Source organism: Mobiluncus mulieris, from assembly GCF_014204735.1.
In the GTDB taxonomy this organism is placed as follows: domain Bacteria; phylum Actinomycetota; class Actinomycetes; order Actinomycetales; family Actinomycetaceae; genus Mobiluncus; species Mobiluncus mulieris.
This window is the reverse complement of sequence record NZ_JACHMA010000001.1, coordinates 1,572,577-1,591,405: the sequence shown is the minus strand read 5'-3', so window position 1 is coordinate 1,591,405 and position 18,829 is coordinate 1,572,577. Positions and strand designations below refer to the sequence as shown.

At 55.4% G+C, this 18,829-nt stretch carries 15 protein-coding genes and 1 other RNA gene; 9 read left to right on the top strand and 7 right to left on the bottom strand.

Annotated features, from left to right (window positions below):
* Window positions 1-5 precede the first annotated feature (5 nt).
* Together F4555_RS07210 and F4555_RS07205 are read right to left on the bottom strand one after the other, a co-directional pair.
* Window positions 6-932 (bottom strand): ABC transporter permease, encoded by a 927-nt coding sequence (locus F4555_RS07210; protein WP_004014564.1) that lies wholly within the window; start codon window positions 930-932, stop codon window positions 6-8.
* A 142-nt stretch (window positions 933-1,074) separates the two neighbouring features.
* Entirely contained in the window at window positions 1,075-2,733 is a 1,659-nt protein-coding gene (locus tag F4555_RS07205) for a peptide ABC transporter substrate-binding protein (RefSeq protein ID WP_004011811.1), read from the bottom strand.
* 244 nt (window positions 2,734-2,977) lie between these two features.
* Here F4555_RS07205 and murA point away from each other — a divergent pair, with 244 nt between their 5' ends.
* The 5 genes from murA to F4555_RS07180 all read left to right on the top strand — a co-directional run bounded on the left by murA (window position 2,978) and on the right by F4555_RS07180 (window position 7,961).
* Window positions 2,978-4,294 (top strand): UDP-N-acetylglucosamine 1-carboxyvinyltransferase, encoded by a 1,317-nt coding sequence (gene murA, locus F4555_RS07200; protein WP_115325885.1) that lies wholly within the window; start codon window positions 2,978-2,980, stop codon window positions 4,292-4,294.
* Window positions 4,294-5,223, top strand: coding sequence for a lysophospholipid acyltransferase family protein (locus tag F4555_RS07195; protein WP_115325886.1), 930 nt, complete (start codon window positions 4,294-4,296; stop codon window positions 5,221-5,223). The genes murA and F4555_RS07195 overlap by 1 nt, the downstream gene beginning before the upstream one ends.
* 11 nt (window positions 5,224-5,234) lie before the next feature.
* The gene (locus F4555_RS07190) at window positions 5,235-5,723 is read left to right on the top strand and encodes a DUF732 domain-containing protein (RefSeq protein WP_115325887.1); all 489 of its coding nucleotides are present in this window, start codon (window positions 5,235-5,237) and stop codon (window positions 5,721-5,723) included.
* A 156-nt stretch (window positions 5,724-5,879) separates the two neighbouring features.
* Window positions 5,880-7,004 (top strand): D-alanine--D-alanine ligase family protein, encoded by a 1,125-nt coding sequence (locus F4555_RS07185; protein WP_115325888.1) that lies wholly within the window; start codon window positions 5,880-5,882, stop codon window positions 7,002-7,004.
* A gap of 48 nt (window positions 7,005-7,052) precedes the next feature.
* Window positions 7,053-7,961: an ATP-grasp domain-containing protein gene (locus F4555_RS07180; protein WP_004011816.1), complete on the top strand. Its 909-nt coding sequence runs from the start codon at window positions 7,053-7,055 to the stop codon at window positions 7,959-7,961.
* Window positions 7,962-8,454: 493 nt separating this feature from the next.
* Here F4555_RS07180 and glpK read toward each other — a convergent pair whose 3' ends face one another.
* The 5 genes from glpK to glpA form a co-directional block, all read right to left on the bottom strand.
* On the bottom strand, window positions 8,455-9,993 hold the full coding sequence (gene glpK, locus F4555_RS07175; RefSeq protein WP_004014557.1) for a glycerol kinase GlpK: 1,539 nt from the start codon (window positions 9,991-9,993) through the stop codon (window positions 8,455-8,457).
* Window positions 9,994-10,134: 141 nt separating this feature from the next.
* Window positions 10,135-10,893: an MIP/aquaporin family protein gene (locus F4555_RS07170; protein WP_115325890.1), complete on the bottom strand. Its 759-nt coding sequence runs from the start codon at window positions 10,891-10,893 to the stop codon at window positions 10,135-10,137.
* A 109-nt stretch (window positions 10,894-11,002) separates the two neighbouring features.
* Complete coding sequence (locus F4555_RS07165; protein ID WP_115325891.1) at window positions 11,003-12,280, bottom strand: anaerobic glycerol-3-phosphate dehydrogenase subunit C; 1,278 nt, start codon at window positions 12,278-12,280, stop codon at window positions 11,003-11,005.
* The gene (gene glpB / locus F4555_RS07160; protein ID WP_115325892.1) at window positions 12,277-13,575 is read right to left on the bottom strand and encodes a glycerol-3-phosphate dehydrogenase subunit GlpB; all 1,299 of its coding nucleotides are present in this window, start codon (window positions 13,573-13,575) and stop codon (window positions 12,277-12,279) included. The genes F4555_RS07165 and glpB overlap by 4 nt, the downstream gene beginning before the upstream one ends.
* Window positions 13,575-15,311: an anaerobic glycerol-3-phosphate dehydrogenase subunit GlpA gene (glpA, locus tag F4555_RS07155; RefSeq protein WP_036342151.1), complete on the bottom strand. Its 1,737-nt coding sequence runs from the start codon at window positions 15,309-15,311 to the stop codon at window positions 13,575-13,577. Before glpA ends, glpB begins: the two co-directional genes overlap by 1 nt.
* Window positions 15,312-15,572: 261 nt before the next feature.
* Here glpA and F4555_RS07150 point away from each other — a divergent pair, with 261 nt between their 5' ends.
* The 4 genes from F4555_RS07150 to ssrA all read left to right on the top strand — a co-directional run bounded on the left by F4555_RS07150 (window position 15,573) and on the right by ssrA (window position 18,571).
* Entirely contained in the window at window positions 15,573-16,526 is a 954-nt protein-coding gene (locus F4555_RS07150; RefSeq protein ID WP_004014552.1) for a sugar-binding transcriptional regulator, read from the top strand.
* Between the two features lie 467 nt (window positions 16,527-16,993).
* Entirely contained in the window at window positions 16,994-17,602 is a 609-nt protein-coding gene (locus tag F4555_RS07145; RefSeq protein ID WP_115325893.1) for a DUF2599 domain-containing protein, read from the top strand.
* 33 nt (window positions 17,603-17,635) lie between these two features.
* The gene (locus F4555_RS07140) at window positions 17,636-17,971 is read left to right on the top strand and encodes a hypothetical protein (RefSeq protein ID WP_004011825.1); all 336 of its coding nucleotides are present in this window, start codon (window positions 17,636-17,638) and stop codon (window positions 17,969-17,971) included.
* 227 nt (window positions 17,972-18,198) lie between these two features.
* Window positions 18,199-18,571: a transfer-messenger RNA gene (gene ssrA, locus F4555_RS07135) on the top strand.
* The last annotated feature ends 258 nt before the right edge of the window (window positions 18,572-18,829 follow it).

The window sequence follows — 18,829 nt, the reverse complement described above, 5'->3', positions numbered from 1 at the left end:
CCTCCTTATTCGTAGCGGATGCGCGGGTCGAGGGCGGCATAGAGTAAATCCACCAACAGGTTTGCCACAATATAAACTAAGACCAGTACCGTGGTAAATGAAACCACGGTGGCGGGTTCACCTTTAATAATTGCTTGGTAGATGTTGCCGCCCACCCCGTTGATGGCGAAAATCCCTTCGGTAACAATGGCACCGCCCATTAGGCCGCCCAGGTCGGCTCCGAGGAAGGTCGCCACGGGAATTAGCGAGTTACGCAAGATATGTACGCGAATTACGCGCCCGTTTTTTAAGCCCTTGGCTTTAGCGGTGCGCACAAAGTCAGCACTGGCCGTTTCGGAGACGGATTGGCGGGTGAGTCGCAGCACGTAGGCGAAAGATACGGCGCCCAGCACAATGGCAGGCATTAGCAGGGAAACGAAATTATCTTTACCCGCCACAGTGGTGGGCAGCCATCCCAGTTTCACCCCGATTATGAACTGCATCACGAAGCCAATCACAAAGGTCGGCACCGCGATGACGAACAGGGAAACTATCAGCACAGTCGCGTCAAAGACACCACCGCGCCGCAACCCGGCAATGGTGCCGAAAGTAATTCCGAAGATTGCTTCGAAAGCCAGTGCCATAAACGCGAGTTTAATGGTGACGGGGAAGGCGGAGGCCATTACTTCGGTGACCTCACGTCCCGAAAATGTCAGCCCGAAGTCAAAAGTCATAATGCCTTTGAGGTAGAGCAAATATTGGACTATAAATGGTTTATCCAGATTATATTTGGCTTTCAAGGCGGTTTCAGCAGCGGGTGGGAGACCCCGATCCCCGCCGAGTGCCGCGATGGGGTCACCGGGCATCAGGAATACCAGCGCGTAGATAATAAAGGTGGCACCGATAAGCACTGGAATAATCTGGAGGAGTCGTCGGCCAAGGTATCGTAACAACCCTGCCTCCTTCCATGTTTACTTAGACAATATAGTTTCTATCTTACTTGGTAAATAGGTGGTAAAACAAAATTCGTGGCTCGGAGGAAACTCCGAGCCACGAATTTTTCAGGTTTTAAACTCGGCGCTTAGCAGCCTCCACCTACTTGGCAACCTGGTAGAGCAAAGGCTTGGAGTGCCAGTCAAAGACGACACCCTTCACGCCCTTACCGAAGCCACCTACCACATTGGAATACCACAGGGGAATGGCCGGGAGATCTTCGAACAGGATTTCTTGAGCCTGGTCGTAAATCTTGTTAGCCTCCGCCTGATCTGAGGTATTCAAGGCTTTATCCAGCAGTTCGTCGAACTTCGGGTTGGAGTAATCCCCGTCATTAGACGAGGCTTTGGTGCCGTATAGCGGCTGCAAGAAGTTGTACGGCGAGGGGTAATCCGCCTGCCAACCGGTACGGAAAGCCGCCGTAATCTTGCGACTCTGGACATCGTCACGCAAGGACTTCCAATCGGCGTAGGGCTTGCCTTTCGCGTCGATACCCAAGGTGTTCTTAATAGAGTTCATAACGGCATCCACCCAAGCCTGGTGACCTCCATCCGGGTTGTAAGCCAGCTCGAAAGAACCCGACCAGGGGGATTTTTCATCGGCTTTCTTCCACAGCTCTTTAGCTTTTTCGGGGTCGAACTTCACAACCTCTTTACCTTTGAGGTTGTCATTGTGTCCGGGAACTACCGGGGCAATGAAATCCGTGGCGGGGGTACGGGTACCTTGGAAGACTTTGTCGCAGATTTCCTTACGGTTAATCGCATAGGACAGGGCTTGGCGGCGTAGTTTGCCTTCTTCACCTTGGAACCGCTTGTCATTAGCGGGGATAGTAAAGGACTGGAAAACCGCCGAAGCTTTGTTTACCGCCCGTTTACCAAGTTCATTTTGGAAAGTGCCGAAAGCCGAATCGGGAATCGCGTCCAAAATATCGAGCGTTTCGCCCAGCAAGTCGTTGTACGCGGCGTCTTGTCCAGAGTAAATCTTCATGGTTATCCCGCCGTTCATAACCTTGCGCGGCCCCTTGTAATTGGGGTTAGGGGTGAGGGTAATCTGGACATTGTGCTCCCAGTCACCTTTTTTAACTACGTAGGGGCCGTTACTAATTGGCGCATCCCCGAATTTAGCGACTTTGTCCGGACTGCCAATTCCAGCCTCGGGCATGGGGAAGTATGCGGAATAACCTAAACGCAAGGGGAAATCAGATTCCGGTCGTTTCAGCTTTACCGTGAAGGTCTGGTCGTCCACCACATTCAAACCAGACATGTCCACGGTGCCCACGCCGCTACCTTTAACCTGAGCCTCGGCATCCTTTACGGCATCGTCGTAGCCTTCCACGCTTTCAAAGAAAGAAGCGCTCACCATGTTCTGTTTGACAGTCTGGTTCCAGGCATCCACGAAAGATTTCGCGTTCACCGCCGACCCATCCGAGAACTTCTGGTCGGGTTTAATTTTAATTGTCCAAGTTTGGTTGTCGTCTGACTTAATCGATTCGGCCATTTCCAGCTGAGTCTCGCCCTTTTCATCATAAGATTGCAAACCAGCGTAAATATGGTCAATTACCAGCCCACCGGCGACCTCGTTCGTGTTTCCGGGAATCAAGGGGTGTTGCGGTTCAGTGTTATTTACGGTGATAACCGCGTCAGTTTTGACAGGCTTGTCATCCGCCTTTTTGTCGGTGTCGGCGCTGGCGCCGCCACAGGCGCTGAGAGTTAAGGCCATAGCGGCGGTAAGCGCCATGGTGGAGAGTAGTTTCTTTTTCACTAGTTAGCCTCCAAAATTTATAGTTGAGCCAAGAGAATATCCGGGGATTTCTTCAGCCTACGTCAGCCACTTTTTGTGGGTGAAACCCAGTCTAGATGTTATGGTGCGGATTTATCTAATCCCTCTCAATATGTGAGAAAATGAGACGCCAAAAATTCTTGGCACCTCATGAACCCGACGCACCCAACGCAACCCCCGCCGTAACGATAGAATAAGACCGAAACACCCACAGAAAGGCGAGCGAATGGCGGTTTTACGAGTCAACGGCGGGCGACCCCTGCGCGGGGAAATCACGGTACGCGGGGCAAAAAACCTGGTTCCCAAAGCGATGGTGGCTTCGCTGCTTTCCGCCGCGCCTTCGACCCTGGCTTCCGTACCCGATATTCGCGACGTAGAAGTCGTGACGAAACTGTTGGAACTGCACGGGGTCGGCGTGGTCTTCGACAAAACCACGCGGGTATTGCACCTCGACCCGCAAGGCGTACACACCGCCCCAGTGGCGCAAATCGACCAACATGCCGGGTCTTCGCGCATCCCGATTCTGCTGTGCGGGCCACTGTTGCATCGGCTCGGACACGCGGTAATTCCCAACCTGGGGGGCTGCAATATCGGCGGGCGCCCCATTGATTTCCATGTGCAAACCTTGCGAGCCTTTGGCGCGGAAATCGAAAAACTGTCCCACGGCATCGAACTACGCGCCCCCCACGGCTTGGAAGGCACGAAGGTCGAATTGCCTTATCCTTCGGTCGGTGCCACCGAGCAAACCCTGTTGACGGCGGTGCGCGCCCGGGGTATCACCGAACTGCGCGGAGCCGCCGTGGAACCCGAAATCATGGATTTAGTCGCGATTTTGCAAAAAATGGGGGCGATTATTTCCGTGGACACCGACCGGGTCATTCGTGTGGAAGGAGTCGAGGAACTGCGAGGCTTTCAACACACCGCCCTGCCCGACCGTATCGAAGCGGCCTCGTGGGCAGCGGCGGCTCTGGCCACCAACGGCGACATTACGGTGCGCGGGGCGCGCCAACAGGACATGATGACCTTCCTGAATGTGTTTCGCAAAGTCGGCGGGGATTTCGACATCACCGAGGACGCCATTCGGTTCCGGCGTGGCGCGGGGGCGGCGCTGCGCTCCATTGTCTTGGAAACCAACGTGCATCCCGGTTTCATGACGGATTGGCAGCAACCCCTGGTGGTAGCGTTGACCCAGGCAGAAGGCCTGTCGATTGTGCATGAAACCGTGTACGAAAACCGCTTCGGATTCACCGAGGCGCTGCGCCGTATGGGGGCGACAATTCAGGTCTATCGTGAATGTCTGGGGGGATTGCGCTGCCGCTTCGGGGCGCGCAATTTCTATCACTCGGCGGTGATTTCCGGGCCAACCCCCTTGGCCGGAGCCGAGATAGACGTCCCGGATTTGCGCGGCGGTTTTTCGCATGTGGTCGCGGCTTTGGCGGCAGCGGGCACCTCGCGGGTCTCTGGGGTAGACATTATTAACCGGGGCTACGAGGATTTCATGACGAAACTGCGAGCCCTCGACGCGGATGTGGAGTTGGTGTGATGTCCTCTAAACCCTCTAAGCCTTCTAAATCCTCTAATGAACCCGAAATCAGGCGCGCTATCGCGCAGTTTTCCCGGCCTTTCCGTAAAAACCGCTGGGGACGCCCCGCGATGGGAGTGGTGTACTTCCTCGCGGCGTGGCCGGTGCGGTGGTTGTTGATTCTGCTCATGAGGCGCGAGTATCAAGGCGCCGAAAACCTGCCCAAACGGGGCGGTTTTATCGCGGTATCCAACCATGTCACAGAGCTCGATTCGGTAACTTTCGGGCATTTCTTACTCGCGAATCACGTTTCGGTGCGGATTATGGTGAAAGAAACGATGATGCACTGGCCGGTGGTCGGGTTTTGCGCCAAGCATTCCCGCATGATTCCGGTGTTTCGGGAATCCGCCCAAGCCAAGGACTCCCTGATTGCTGCCCGCGCGGCGCTGCAGGTTGGCGAGGTCGTGGGGATGTTCCCAGAGGGTACCTTGACGCGCGATCCCGGATTATGGCCAATGAAACCGCGCACCGGGGCGGCTCGGCTCGCTTTGGAGACGCGCGTGCCGGTGATTCCGGTGGCTCAGTGGGGGGCGCATCGCACCCTGGAACCCTATGGCAAGTGGCGTTTCCCGCCGCGCGGCCGGGTGCGGGTCATCGCGGGGCCGCCGGTCGACTTGGCTGATCTTTACGGTAGGTTTGACGATCATGAGGCGATAACCGAAGCGGCCGGCCGCATTTCCCAGGCTCTGACTGGCCTGATTGCGCAAATGCGTCCTGGGGAAACCCCACCGGAAAAACTGTGGGATATGAAACGCGACGGCGACCGGTATCATCGCGACAGGCACCGGAAGGGTGCGGGTTGCGGAAACCCGAACGGGGGGAAAGAAGAACAACGCCCGGATGCCGGGCAAGCCCCTCATGAACCCGCCAAACCCCCGGCGGAAGAATAACCGGGGGAAACATGTTTCGTAAGGCACGCCGCGACGGCTTCGAATCCGAGATTTGGGACACGAAAACCAAGAAAACCATGATTGTCACTTTTGTGTTCTTTGCCACTGGGATGCTGCTGGCCTGGCAGTTCGGCCAGATTCACGGCGAGGCTGGCGAACGACCCGCCGATGTGGGGGCACGCGAGACCCAGTTTTGGAACCGAATCCAGTATTTGAACCCCGGGTATCCGGTGGATTTGCGTGCGGATGCCACCGAGATGGGCTGGCGGGTGTGTACGAAACTCGAAGCCGGGTGGTCGCCAACCCGCGTCCTGTCGTTTATTTCCCAGACAAACGAGAGCGCCGCCTCGAAGCTGCCCACACCGGCATCCCAGGTGCTGTTCTGGGTGGGTTTAGAGCAAAGCGCGGCGCTGTCGCTGTGCCCCGACCAGGCCGGGAAACTCGAAGGTTGGATGGAAAATCTGGAGCCGAAGCCTCCGGCTATTTCGGAAGAGGCATGAAACCAGGGCAGGGGCGTGGATTTGAGCTTTGTTATTCAAGGCTAGGGTGGTGACAGCAAATCGTTACCATCGCTTAATTGCCTCTGCCGTTAAGCGCGGTGTCGTCAAGGCTATGCCCTGGCGCCGCACCGCGCCAGGGCTGGTAACATAACTTCTATGATACAAAACGCGAAAACCCGGGTAGCGGTGATTTTTGGGGGATCTTCTGGGGAACATTCCATATCTTGCGCCACCGCCGCCGGTGTGTTGGAACATATTGACCGTAACCGCTTTGAGCCCGTGCCGATTGGGATTACTCGGGGTGGGGCGTGGGTGTTGATGCCTGACGAGGTCGAGGCCTTGCGACTCCAAGATGGTCAGGGTGCTGAAGTGACAGACAACGGCACCTTCGTGGCCTTGGTGCCGCAAAACCAGCACCTGTTTTTTTGGGATACTCGCGTCGCGGATTCCCCGATTCGGGATTTGGGTCGTATCGATGTGGTGATGCCCCTGTTGCACGGGCCTTACGGCGAGGACGGCACCATCCAGGGGCTGTGCGAGATGGTCGGGGTGCCCTATACGGGTTGTGGGGTGACCGCTTCGGCTCTGTGCATGGACAAGGGCTACACGAAACAGGTTTTGGAACGCGGCGGGATTCCGGTGGGTCGGTTCCAGGTGATTACTGATTATGCGTGGCGTCACCGCAAGTCGGCGGTGCCCGCCGAGGTGTTGGATTTTGGTTTGCCGGTGTTCGTGAAGCCCTCTCGGGCGGGGTCTTCATTAGGGGTGAGCCGAGTTGAAGCGTGGGAAGAATTCGAAGCGGCCGTCGTGGCAGCGCGCCGCCACGATCCGAAGGTAATTGTCGAGGCTGGGGTAGTGGGAGCCCGCGAAGTGGAATGCGCGGTGTTGGAAGGCCGGGACGGCGCTGCTCCGCGTACCGCGTTTCCCGGCGAAGTGGTGATGAAGCAAACCCCGGGATTGTATGATTTTGAAAGCAAGTATTTCGCCCAGGATGCGGTGAGCCTGTCGATTCCCGCCCAGATTCCCGAACTGGTCGCCAAGCGAATCCGTGACTATGCTCGCCAGGCTTTCGAGCTGGTCAGCGGCGAGGGGTTGGCGCGGGTGGATTTCTTTTATGTCGAGGAAACCGGGCGTTTGATTTTGAACGAGATTAACACCATGCCTGGGATGACGCCCTTTTCTCTGTTCCCGGGGATGTGGGAGCACATGGGGATGCCTTATCAAGATTTGGTGACGGAACTGATAGAAATCGCCCTGTCGCATCCGCAAGGGTTACGGTAGGATTATTTGAACTTGGACTTGGACTTGGACTTGGACTGAAAGGCGAAGATGTCAGACGATAAACTGATTTTGGTAATGAGTACCGACACTCCCAAAGGGTTGTCCGGGGACGAAGACCTGTGTGAGGCCTTGCGGGAGCACGACATCGAACCGGTGTTGCGTAATTGGGACGACCCGAGCGTGGACTGGTCAGAGGGTCGTTTCGCGGTGTTGCGTTCCACCCCGAACTATGCTCACCACCGTGAGGAGTTTTTGCGATGGGCGCGTAGCGTGCCGAAACTGTTGAATTCCCCCGATATTTTGGAGTGGAACACGGATAAGCACTATCTGCGAGAACTAGCCAAGCGGGGGATGCCGATTATTCCCACTATCTGGCTGGAGCCAGACGCGAATCTGACAAAGCATCAGGTTCATACCCGATTTCCTTCCCACGGGGATTTTGTGGTGAAGCCTACGATTTCTTCGGGGGGGCGCGGCGTGGGTCGCTATACGGCGACTTCAGCGGTTTCCCGGATGGAGGCGATTCATCATGCTATGGATTTGTTGTCCCAAGGTTCCGGGGTGATGATTCAGCGTTACCTGTCCCAGGTGGAAACCCACGGCGAGGTTTCGGTGGTGTACTTTAATGGTGTGATTTCGCACACTGTCCAAAAGAGCGCGATGTTGCATGCGGCCAGTGACGAGCCAGAACCAGAGGAAATTGTCACCGCCCGGTATTCTTCCCAAGAGGAATGGGGTTGGGGTGAAGAGGTGCGTCGTTATGTCCACGACCAGATTAAACGCACCACCAAGCACGACACCCAGGTGTTGTATAACCGTATTGACTTGGTGCCGGATGGTAAGGGCTCGTACTATGTGATGGAGATTGGCCTGGTAGAGGGCAATATTTACTTGGATTCCGCCCGTGAAGCCGTCGAGCACTTCGCCGACGCTATCGCCCAGCGGTTCTATTGGTAAAAGGGGTGACTATTGGATTGCTCGCTCAATAGACTGGCAGCGTGTAGCTGTATTTTGAGAGGAGTATAAAATGTCCTTTCCTCCCGCAGGTTTGCATAATCCCTTGGGACAGGGGTATCCCCAGAATTCGCCGGGGTTTTGAAAACGCAAGAAAGCCATAGAAGCGGCTGCCAGCGTAGTTGCAAGTTCGGCATGAAGCCTTTGCAATCAGACAAACTGCCGTTATTTGCGATTTCAGCGGTCAAAGAGGGGAGTGGCTGGTATATCTCTTTACGGGCTACTCTCAACAATTGGGCGAATTTGGGGTTGGATACGGAAAATCGTAACACTGTTGAAACCTGGTCTAAATCCCAGGACAACGCTTGTGACGATTCCTATTAAACCCGAAAAACCGGAACGAGGGCATCCGGGTAACCAACCGGCCGGATGAAACGTTTTGGGTCGCCCCAGATGGGGCGACCCAAAACTTCGGTTAAACAATATTCAAAAAGTCTTATTTCACGTCCTTGTCCACCCAGTCGAAGGTTCGACTGACGGCTTTCTTCCACAGACGCAAGTTGCGGTCGCGTTCCTCGGCGGGCATCTGGGGACTCCAGCGTTGCTGCTCCTGCCAGTTATTGATGACATCCTGGGTGCCAGACCAGTATCCCACCGCAATACCTGCCGCGTAAGCCGCGCCCAGTGCCGTGGTCTCCGCCACTTGTGGCAACACCACGGGTACGCCTAGCATATCGGACTGGAACTGCATCAGGATGTCGCTCTTAGTCATGCCGCCATCCACGCGCAGCTCGCCCAACTTCACCCCGGAGTCAGCCTCCATCGCGTCCAAAACCTCGCGGGTCTGATAGGCGGTAGCCTCCAGCGTGGCACGAGCCAAGTGACCCTTGGTGTTGTAGCGAGTCATACCAACAATCGCACCCCGGGCATCACCTCGCCAATAGGGGGCAAACAAACCGGAGAATGCGGGCACAAAGTAGACCCCACCGTTATCCTGGACAGATTCCGCAAGCGTGTCGCATTCGGGGGCGCTGTCGATAATCTTCAGGTTGTCGCGCAGCCATTGCACCAAGGAACCGGTCACCGCGATGGAACCCTCCAAAGCATAGACCGGAGCCTCGTCGCCTATCTTATAACAGACAGTGGTAATCATTCCATTCTCGGAAGGTTGCGGCTTGGTGCCAGTGTTCATCAACATGAAGCAACCCGTGCCGTAGGTGTTCTTGGCCATGCCCGGTTCGAAACAGGCCTGACCGAAGGTCGCGGCCTGCTGGTCACCTAGGTCGCCGGCAAGCTTTACTCCCGCCAGCAAACCATCTTGGCGGCATTCGCCGTAAACCTCGGAGGAAGAACGAATCTCGGGCAACATCGACATGGGAATGCCGGCCTCTTGGCAGATGTCTTCACGCCACTTGAGAGTATGCAAATCCATCAGCATGGTACGCGAGGCATTGGTCACATCGGTGATGTGAATTCCGCCGTTTACCCCGCCGGTCAGGTTCCAAATCACCCAGGTGTCGGGGTTGCCAAATAGCAAGTCCCCGCGCTCGGCGCGCTCCCGAACCCCAGGAACATTTTCCAAAATCCACATTAATTTGGTGATAGAAGCGTAAGTCGACAGGGTTTCACCCACGATAGAACGCCACCGATCTGGACCACCATTCGCAGCCAGACGATCCACCAAGTCTTGAGACCTGGTATCCTGCCATACAATCGCGTTGTAAACTGGCTGACCGGTGTATTTATCCCATACAATAGTGGTTTCACGCTGGTTGGTAATACCCACCGCCGCGATATCGTGGTGGTTTACCTCGTGTCCGGTTTTAGTGGTGGCATTAGCCAATGCCAAACCCAAGACCTCACGGACATTGAGCCAAATTTCCATGGGATTGTGTTCTACCCAACCAGGGTGCGGGAAAATCTGTTCGTGTTCCTTTTGCCCTACGGATTCCACGCAACCACTGTGGTCAAAAATAATAGCGCGGGAAGATGTTGTGCCCTGGTCGATAGCGAGAACATATGTTTTATGAGTCATCTTTGACGTCCTTTTCATGAATCGGATAGTTGGAGTGTATTCAATTGTAGCGAGGATTAATCCCCGTAAACTTTTGGGGTTTCGGGGTGCCTCACGTGAGGCGATATTGGCACCCCGAAACCAGGTTACTTCAAATAATGCTTAAGAGGGGAAGGGAGGCATCATATCCATAATGCCAAACTTGCCGAAAACCAGGCCAGCGAGGATACCGCCAATGGTCGGCCCTACCACCGGAACCCAAGAGTAAGCCCAATCCGAGCCGCCCTTGTTCTTGATAGGCAAAATCGCGTGAGCCACACGCGGACCCAGGTCACGAGCCTGGTTGATGGCGTATCCGGTCGGACCACCGAGAGAAGCACCGATAGCCACGATAACCAGAGCCACCGCGAGCGGCCCCACCGCTGTTTTGGTGCCACCACTAATCAGCACCCAAGCCACCAGGACGAAAGTAGCAATCGCCTCGGTGACCAGGTTCCAGCCGTAGGAACGAATCTCAGGGCCAGTCGAGAAGGTACCCAGGATTTCGGCGGGATTCTCGTGCTCGTCGTAGTGCTTCTTGTAAACCAACCAAGCCAGGATAGCGCCGACAAACGCGCCCAAGAACTGCGCCACAATGTAGGTGCAGATGGTAGCGGCGTTAACCGGCACACCGGGCACAAACTCGGTCTTACCGGCAGCCCATAAGCCTAAGGTTACGGCCGGGTTCAAGTGTCCGCCGGTACCATACGCGACGTAAACACCGATGAACACGGCCAAACCCCATCCAAAGTTAATCATCAACCAGCCGGTACCTTTACCTTTTGATTTAGCCAACAGGTTCGTGGCGACAACGCCAACCCCCAGAAGGATCAGGAACGTGGTTCCCAAAAATTCAGAGAGAAAAATCTGTCCTAAAGACATATCTTGCCTTTCTCTAGTGCTTGTAATTAATCCGAAAACCGCGAGGTCTTTCTCGCTGTTTTCTAAGTAAATTTAGTCAGCCTGGAACGTTTTTATGCTGACTAGAGTATTACCTCCCCTCTGTTGAAAGACCTAAAGCCTTACAAAGCAATTCTACCGGGTGAATTACCTCCGCGCCGGTACCTTTACGAATTTGCCACCGGCAAGTTTCAGTTTCGCATAAAGCCAGCTCCGGATTGGTAGCGCGAATCTTATTAAACAAGGGCTTCCCAATAGCCTGGGCAACCTTAAATTTCTCTTTCTTTAGCCCGTAAGTCCCCCCAATACCGCAACAGGGTTCGCCGGATTCCACGACTTTCACTCCGGGTATTGCCTCTAAAAGACGAATTGCGGGTTTCCCGATACCCTGGGATTTCACTTGGCAAGGTTGGTGATAGATAACCTCTAAGTCCATGGGGCGCAATTCCTCAACCGGGAATTCGCCTTCATCCAACAACTCGGCCAGGAACTCGCTGGTCTCGACCACCCGGGAACCCACGTCACGCAGCTCGGCGGCATCAACGCCCATAATCTCATGCGCCTCATGACGCAGCATCCCCGCACATGACCCGGAGGAAGAAATAATCGTCAAATTATCCCCCGCCGCCCGCAAGTCGCGGCAGAGCTTCAACACCGACTTGCTGGCGGTATCGAACAGCCCATTGGACTGGGAAGCCAAGCCGCAACACCCCTGTTTCGGCACCAAAATCCGGTAACCCAGATGCTCCAAAACCCGCACGGTGGCAATCGAAGTGGAAACTTCGAAATACCCGCCGGCGCAACCGTGGAAGAACACCAGAGTGCCGCGAGCCCCCGTGGTTTGGGGAGTATGGTGCTTCCACCAGTGCATAAACGAGTGGAACTGTGCCTTGGGGGTGGGAGCCTCGGCGTGAACCCCAATCACGACTTCGACCAGTTTACGCAGCCATTTGACATCCAAAGCCCAGTTCGCAATCGGCGCGAAAGGCGTCAACAATTTGCCTTCCAGTTCTGTCTGGGTAATCAACCGGTCACGCAACGGCATATGTCCAGCCTTCATCACCGCCCGCGCTTGGGCGTTTATCTCGGCTATTTTGACGCCCTGCGGACAAGATGTAGAACAAATCGAACACCCAGAACAGTAATCCAAGGAATGATCCACCGAATAGCCCCCGCGATAACGTTCGGCTTGCGGGCCGACGTATTTCGGCCCGGGGAACTTTTCGGTGACCCGCAACACGGGGCACTGGGTTTCACAAATCGTGCATTTCACACACTGATCCAAGGTGGCACGAGTAAGAGATGCCCGCGCGACCTCCAGGGCGGAACCCGGTTTAATCTTGACAGGTTTAGTGGCAACGCTGCTCATTTTAATTCTCCTTTACCCGCATTGATGGCTTCGCAAGCCTTGAACATCGACCCTAAAGCCAGGCCTTCCCCTGAAATCTCGCTGGCCGGGTTGGTGCCACCCAAGGCCTCGCCAATCACATAGAGATTTTCAAAGGCTAGCGCGTCGAATTCGCCGTCTTCAGTAGCGGGACGCAAAGCCTGCATTTTCTCGTTGACCATGATTCCGGATGACAAAAGCTGCTCCACCAGGGTTTTCTGGCGGGTGTCAATGGAGTGAATCCCCGTTTTTTCGGCCGCCGGTGGGGTGAAAAGCGGTAACTCAAATATCGCCTCATGAAGTGCCATATACGAATCGCGCGTCAGATTACCCGAAGCGAACCCGCCCGCCGCATCCACCACGGCATCCACCTTGATACTGTCGCTGCCCCCGGCGCGCGCCACCGTTACAGCGGTAATCACCCCATCCGCGCTGGTCACACCGGTAACCGTGGCGTTGTTGCGCATATCTACGCGCGCCTCGGTTAGTAAATCCACCAGCGCGTCATTCAGCCGTCGCCCCGCCACGCACGGTGGGGGAGTGGGAACCTCGGCCACCGGGTGGTTCACTTGGGCGGCAAAATTCCGGAAAGTTTCGGGTTTAAGCCCCACCACCGCCGGCACTAAAACGGTTTCCCCGGGCTGAGCCGCCGCGTTAATCTGTTGCGCGAACCGTTTCATGAGTTGCAAGTCGCTGTCCAGGGCACGCGCGTAATCCGTGCCTTTCACATCCGCTAAACCCCGGGCATCCAAAGATATCTCGATGGCTCGCGCGGAAACCTGGACGCGCTCGGAGCGCGCCAGGTTATCCGCAATCAACGCCGCTGGGAAATCCTTAAACTGGGCAATGCCCACCACCACCAGCTTCATGCCGTCTTGCAATACGGCATTGCGGCAGGTCAGCGGCTGAATGTAGCTTGGTCGCACCGCCCCAACCGCCGTGGGGAGCCAGGAATTCTGGGACTGTCCCACCGAGGTGACCTCGGGGTAAAGTGCCGGGACACGGCGCACTAACCAATCCACAGCTCGGGCGACGGATTCAACCCCGATACGTCGATAGGGATGCCAATCCGGCAGTTGCTCCAGTGCGGCGAAAGGCGCGGCGACTGGATCTTTGCCGATATACCCCAGCACATCCAGTGTCCCGGGGCTAAGCGGCAGACCACCAATCCCCTTGGAAATTAAGGTGACCCGGTTGTCGGTTTCCGCCAGTCGCAGCGCGGCACTCAGCCCGGCCAGACCAGCACCAATAACTAGCACATGGGGTTTGCGAGCCATCACGCGACCTCCCGTCCTTTTTCGTGGGGGTCGCCGTGGGGGCGACGACCCAGCAGGCTGGCAGGCAGCAGTGGGCAGTCTTCCGCTTTGGCGTCCGTGGGCACCCCGTGAATCAAAGCCATATCCCCGGTAGTCAGTTTCGCGTTGCTGCTGGGCGACGGCAAGCGGTTCAAATCCAGGTTGGATTCCAGCATCCAGGACTGCAGGGCAATCTCTGTCAAGGTCGAGCCATAGAGAATCGGGGCGATACCCTGCATCCGGTTGGCGTAAAACAAACGCAGCATGGTGGTCGTCACATCGGCCGCCACCGCAGGTTCCTCTGCAGGCAGGTGTTTGCGCCGCGACTCATGAGCGATACCCGCAGAACGCAACCCGCAGAAGGTACCCTGGCACGGTCCCATTCCCACCCGTAACTGGCGGCGCATATCGTCAAAGTTGGACTTTGGAACCCGCTCGAACTGCCGTGCAATCGTGTCGCGGGTCACCAACTCGCATTCGCAGATAATCTGAGTGGTGGCCAGTTCTTTTTCGACCTCGGCCAAACGATTCGAAACGTATTCGTGGTGCCCGGAGCGCGCTGATGGCACGGCTTCCTCGGCGGTGCGACACGGACGGCTTTCCCCCAAGTGCTCGCACATCACATCCACGACTTCCTGTGCCATCAGGCGATATGTCGTGAACTTGCCGCCGGCTACGGTCAGTAGCCCTTTGATACCGTCACGCTCGCCATGGTCAATAATCGCCATGCCGCGCGACATATGACGAGTATCGGTGGCCTTGACTCGCGAATCCTTGAGCAAAGGGCGCGCGCCGGACCAAATGTGTACCGCGCGTGCCTTACGGAAACCGGGAATCAAATCTTCGCCCTTGTCCAACATTTTCTGGACTTCGTGGGGTTTGATGCTTAAGAAATCCGGGTGTTGCTCGGCCTGGTCGGTGGTGCCTATCACACAAATCGTGTGCCCCGGCACGATAATGTCGCCGTCGGCGGGCACACACAGCCGGTTCACCACGTGGTTGACCAGGCGGTGGTTCATCCCAATCATAATGCCACGTCCCGGCACTACGTCGACCCCCGGCGCCCCGGCCATCTGGGCGATACTGCCCGCCCATGGACCGCCGGCATTGACGATATAGCGGCAATCAATACTGACTTGGTCGTTGGTTTTTTGGTCGACGGCCTTGACCTGGGCGACCGCGCCGTTTCGTACCACAATCTCGGTGGCCAGGTGATAGGGCAGAATTTTCGCGCCGTACTCTCGCCCGGATTCCAGCGCGCCCCACACCAGGCGCCAACCGTCCACACAGCCGTCTTCGACACGGAACACGCGTTTCACGCGCGGGTTCAGGCGAGGTTCTAACCGCAGGGCTTCTTTGATGGTAATCTCTTCGGCGGGAACCTTGGTTTTGATGGCGCCGTCGCGGAACTTGTCACCGAAGTCGTCGGGATCGCCTGGTGGCATCGCGAACAGGCCGCCGGTTTCCTCGATGGCATCCGCGTTGATGCGGCGGACGATGGCGTTTTCTTCGGCGCATTGCGTGGCGGAGTGTGGATCGGACACTACGTAGCGCCCCCCGGAGTGTAGCAGTCCGTGGAAACGCGAAGAGGTACCCTGGGCTATATCGGCGCGTTCCAGCAGTACTGCGGAAAAACCGCGCATCGCGGCATCCCGCAGTACGCCGGCTCCAGTCGCACCCCCACCGATAACGACCACATCTGCACTAAGTTGTTTCATCTTAATTTCCCCCTTCATTGGAGGCTGTCGCCGCAGCTGCGACGGTGACAACATGAGCGTGCTTCATGTTTAAGAATGGTACCCGATGCTTGGACTGATGTAGGACAAATCCCCGGAGGTAAGCGGCAAAATTGGCAAGTGTGCAAAAAGTTTCAGTTATAATGAAATTAATTTCACGGTTCATGAGGTGCCATCCGGGGACAATAGCGAGGATTCCCGAATGGCACCTCATGAAAAAAAGAAAAAACGAGAGGAGGGGACGTGAATACCCGTGAAGAACTGGCCTATCGAGCCGCGTTGATGTACTACGCACAAAACGAAACCATGGAATCCATCGCGCGACAACTGAAAGTGTCGCGATCCACCGTGTCCCGGCTGATTCAAGTGGCGCGAACCGAGGGATACATCAAATTTTCCTTCAACCCGCCACGCGGAGCCTCGCCCGGGCTACTGTCCGAGATATCCAGGCATTTCGGCGTGGAAACCTGGATGGTTCCCGTCCCGGCACGAGTCAGCGCGCGGCAACGACTGAAACTGGTGGCGGAAGTCGCCGGATCTATGATTTCCGGGATGGTACACCCGGGCGTAACCATCGGTATCGCCTGGGGAAACACCCTGTCGGCCGTGTCGGAACACCTGATAGATAACCACGTGGAGGGCGCGCGAATCGTGCAACTAAACGGGGCGGCATCTATGAGCTCCACCGGAATCTTTTACGCCGGGGGAATCATGGAGGCCTTCGGGAGAGCCTATCGTGCCCAGGTGCAATACTTCCCGGTGCCGGCGTTCTTTGACTATGTGGAAACCAAGACAATGCTGTGGCGCGAACGTTCGGTGCGTCGTGTGCTCGAGATGCAAAGCCAGATAGACATCGCGGTTTTCGGGGTCGGCAGTTTGAGCGGTAAACCCCTGTCCATGGTATATGCCGGGGGATATTTGATTCCGGAAGAGATGGAACGCCTGAAAGCGGCGGGTGTCGTCGGTGACGTGTGTACCGTGTTGTTGCGAGCCGACGGAACCTGGGAAGATTTAGAGATAAACCAGAGGTCATCCGGGCCAACTCCGACGGATTTACAGCGGATTGACCGGCGGATTTGCGTGGTTTCCGGGGCGGACAAGGCGGTGCCGCTGCTGGCGGCGCTGCGAGCCGGGGTCGTGACCGATTTGGTTATTGACGAGGAATGCGCGGTGCGGTTGATGCGGCTTAGGGGGTAGCCTGGGTGAAATGGCGCGTCGGGTTCCCTGTGCAGTTTCGTGCTGTTGATTCCGCTTTCAGCCACACTACGCAACTCGGAAGTATGCACAAAAAGGAGTTATTTTACTTACTCGGGAATTAAAGACTTGCTAAAATGAGCAATTTTGTGGCTAAAAGTAGTCTGACCTGGTGTTATAACAGATGAAATTTCGTTCGAAATCAACGTGATATGATGATAGCTGTGACACCACAGCGGCAAACCCGTGCCGTAAACGCTGAAACTAAAGGAGCAAAGATGCGAGTCAAGTCAAAATTTACGGCAATTGTTGCTGTATTGTCGGCTCTTAATCCTACAAAACCCCTGACCAGCACAAACACCCAGAAAAGCCCCATATGTTACAAATACGTGCAATTCGGGTTGATATCAAGAAAAATCTACGTTATAATAACACGGTAACTACTGCTACTGTTCACAAAGGAGTGTATCGTGTATAGGAAATTGAATATAGCTGTCTTGGTGTCGGCGCTCGTGGCTGCAGTGGCGGCTTCCGTTCCGTCCGTTGCATTTGCTAAGGAACAGTCGCCTCCTACCGCTCAGGAACAGGCATTCTACCGCCAGGCGTTCGGATATGAATTCTCGACTGAGGAACACGCGGAATACCTAGAGCTGTTTGGTTCTGTTCCCACCAGCGAGGAAGTAGCGCAATATATCCAATCTTCTGAAGAAGAACAGAAACAGCTAAGTCGAGTGACCGGGTTACGAGCGACCGGTGCAGACACCTCAATGCGTAGTGCATGGTCAAGTAATCTTTTTTCATATGGTCGGTGGATAAGTAGAGACGCATGGTCTCTTTCTTTGATGCCGAACCAGACGATTATCCCCGAGGTTTCCATAAGGTACTCTACGGAAGGTTGGCAACAAGTGTACAATCGTTTTCATGGCGATAGGCACTGGCTAGCTTACAGAGGGCACGGAGCCGATGAAAGCATGCAAAAACAGTACCACTGCCACGTCGGCTACGGCTCAATAAAGACGCCATGGAATCTTGAGCCGTCAAAACGTCCGGGTGCAATCAACAGTATTACTTGTAACTAGCTGGTAAATGATTTTGGAGAATGCGAGGTAACCATGGAAGTGCTGATAGTAGTGACTGCTTCGAGTATAGGGCTGATTGGCTTGCTGCTTTCAATTTTTGTATGGAAGTTTGTTCCCGATATGGGAACGAGGAGATTGCCAAAAGTAGCGATTGTGTTGGCTTTTCTTTTGGCCTTGGGTTCGATGTACTTGCCTGAATTTATGTACCTAAAATTTGGTGGAGCTTTCGACCCGGATGTGCGAGATTTCTTGGATGTGTCTTTCCTGCCTATCTTCAAAGGATACGCAGTGATACTCGCTGTCGTAACTCTTGCCGGGCTGGTGTGGGGATACTACAGGTCCGGCAAGAAGCAAACTTTAGCGAGTTAGTAGTTTCACGGATCAAGCTTTTTATCCCTAGGATTTCGTGGCAAATTCAGGGATATTTAGAGGTGTTTGAATGGTGTTGTGCCTGGTGTGGCGGGTTATTCCTGGTTTTGTCGAACTGCTACGAGTAACTGGAGAGTTCTCGACCCCAGGTTCGGATGGATTTGTGGTAAAATTAAATGCTTTCCCGGAGCGATTTAGTTTCGGGGTGTTTTGGTAACTGAATATTTGGGGATGATCGGTTTCGACGGTCGGTGATGTCCTGAGAGAAGCGGGTCGAGGAGGTATCCTCAGCTCGGAAACGCTGGATACGAAACAATAAGTGCTGAACGTAACAGTACTGAATCCCTCGCCTTGGCTGCTTAACCCAAGGGAGCTTGATTCCGTCAGTCCGCAGTTGCTCTAGCTGCGGGGGCTGGCGTCGTTTTTAGAGCCACTGGAACCACCCGGGTTACTTGGGCGGGTTCGAGATTTTAGGTAACTTTAGCCGATGGTAGCCCTGTCTGTGGGTGGCCACCGGCCGAGAATCTAAAGCAGACTGCACCCGGAGAAGAAGCAGGCTTGGTCGATCGGACCGGGGTTCGATTCCCCGCATCTCCACCATTTGTACTCACTTTTGGATACAAAAGTGTGAGTGCAAACAGAACCCCTCGGGTTCCGAGTTTTACTAGGTAGAACGCGGAAAACGGGGGGTTTCGTGCGTTCAGGGTGGGTTCGGGAGTAGAGGACGGGAGTTCAGTTGAGATGCTCCAGCGGGGATTCGGGTTAAGATGTTCTTGATTAAGTGACCCCCTCGGAAGATACTGGGGTCCTTGCTCCTTTACGTAACGAAGCGCAGGTTTTGGCGCATCGAATGAAGAT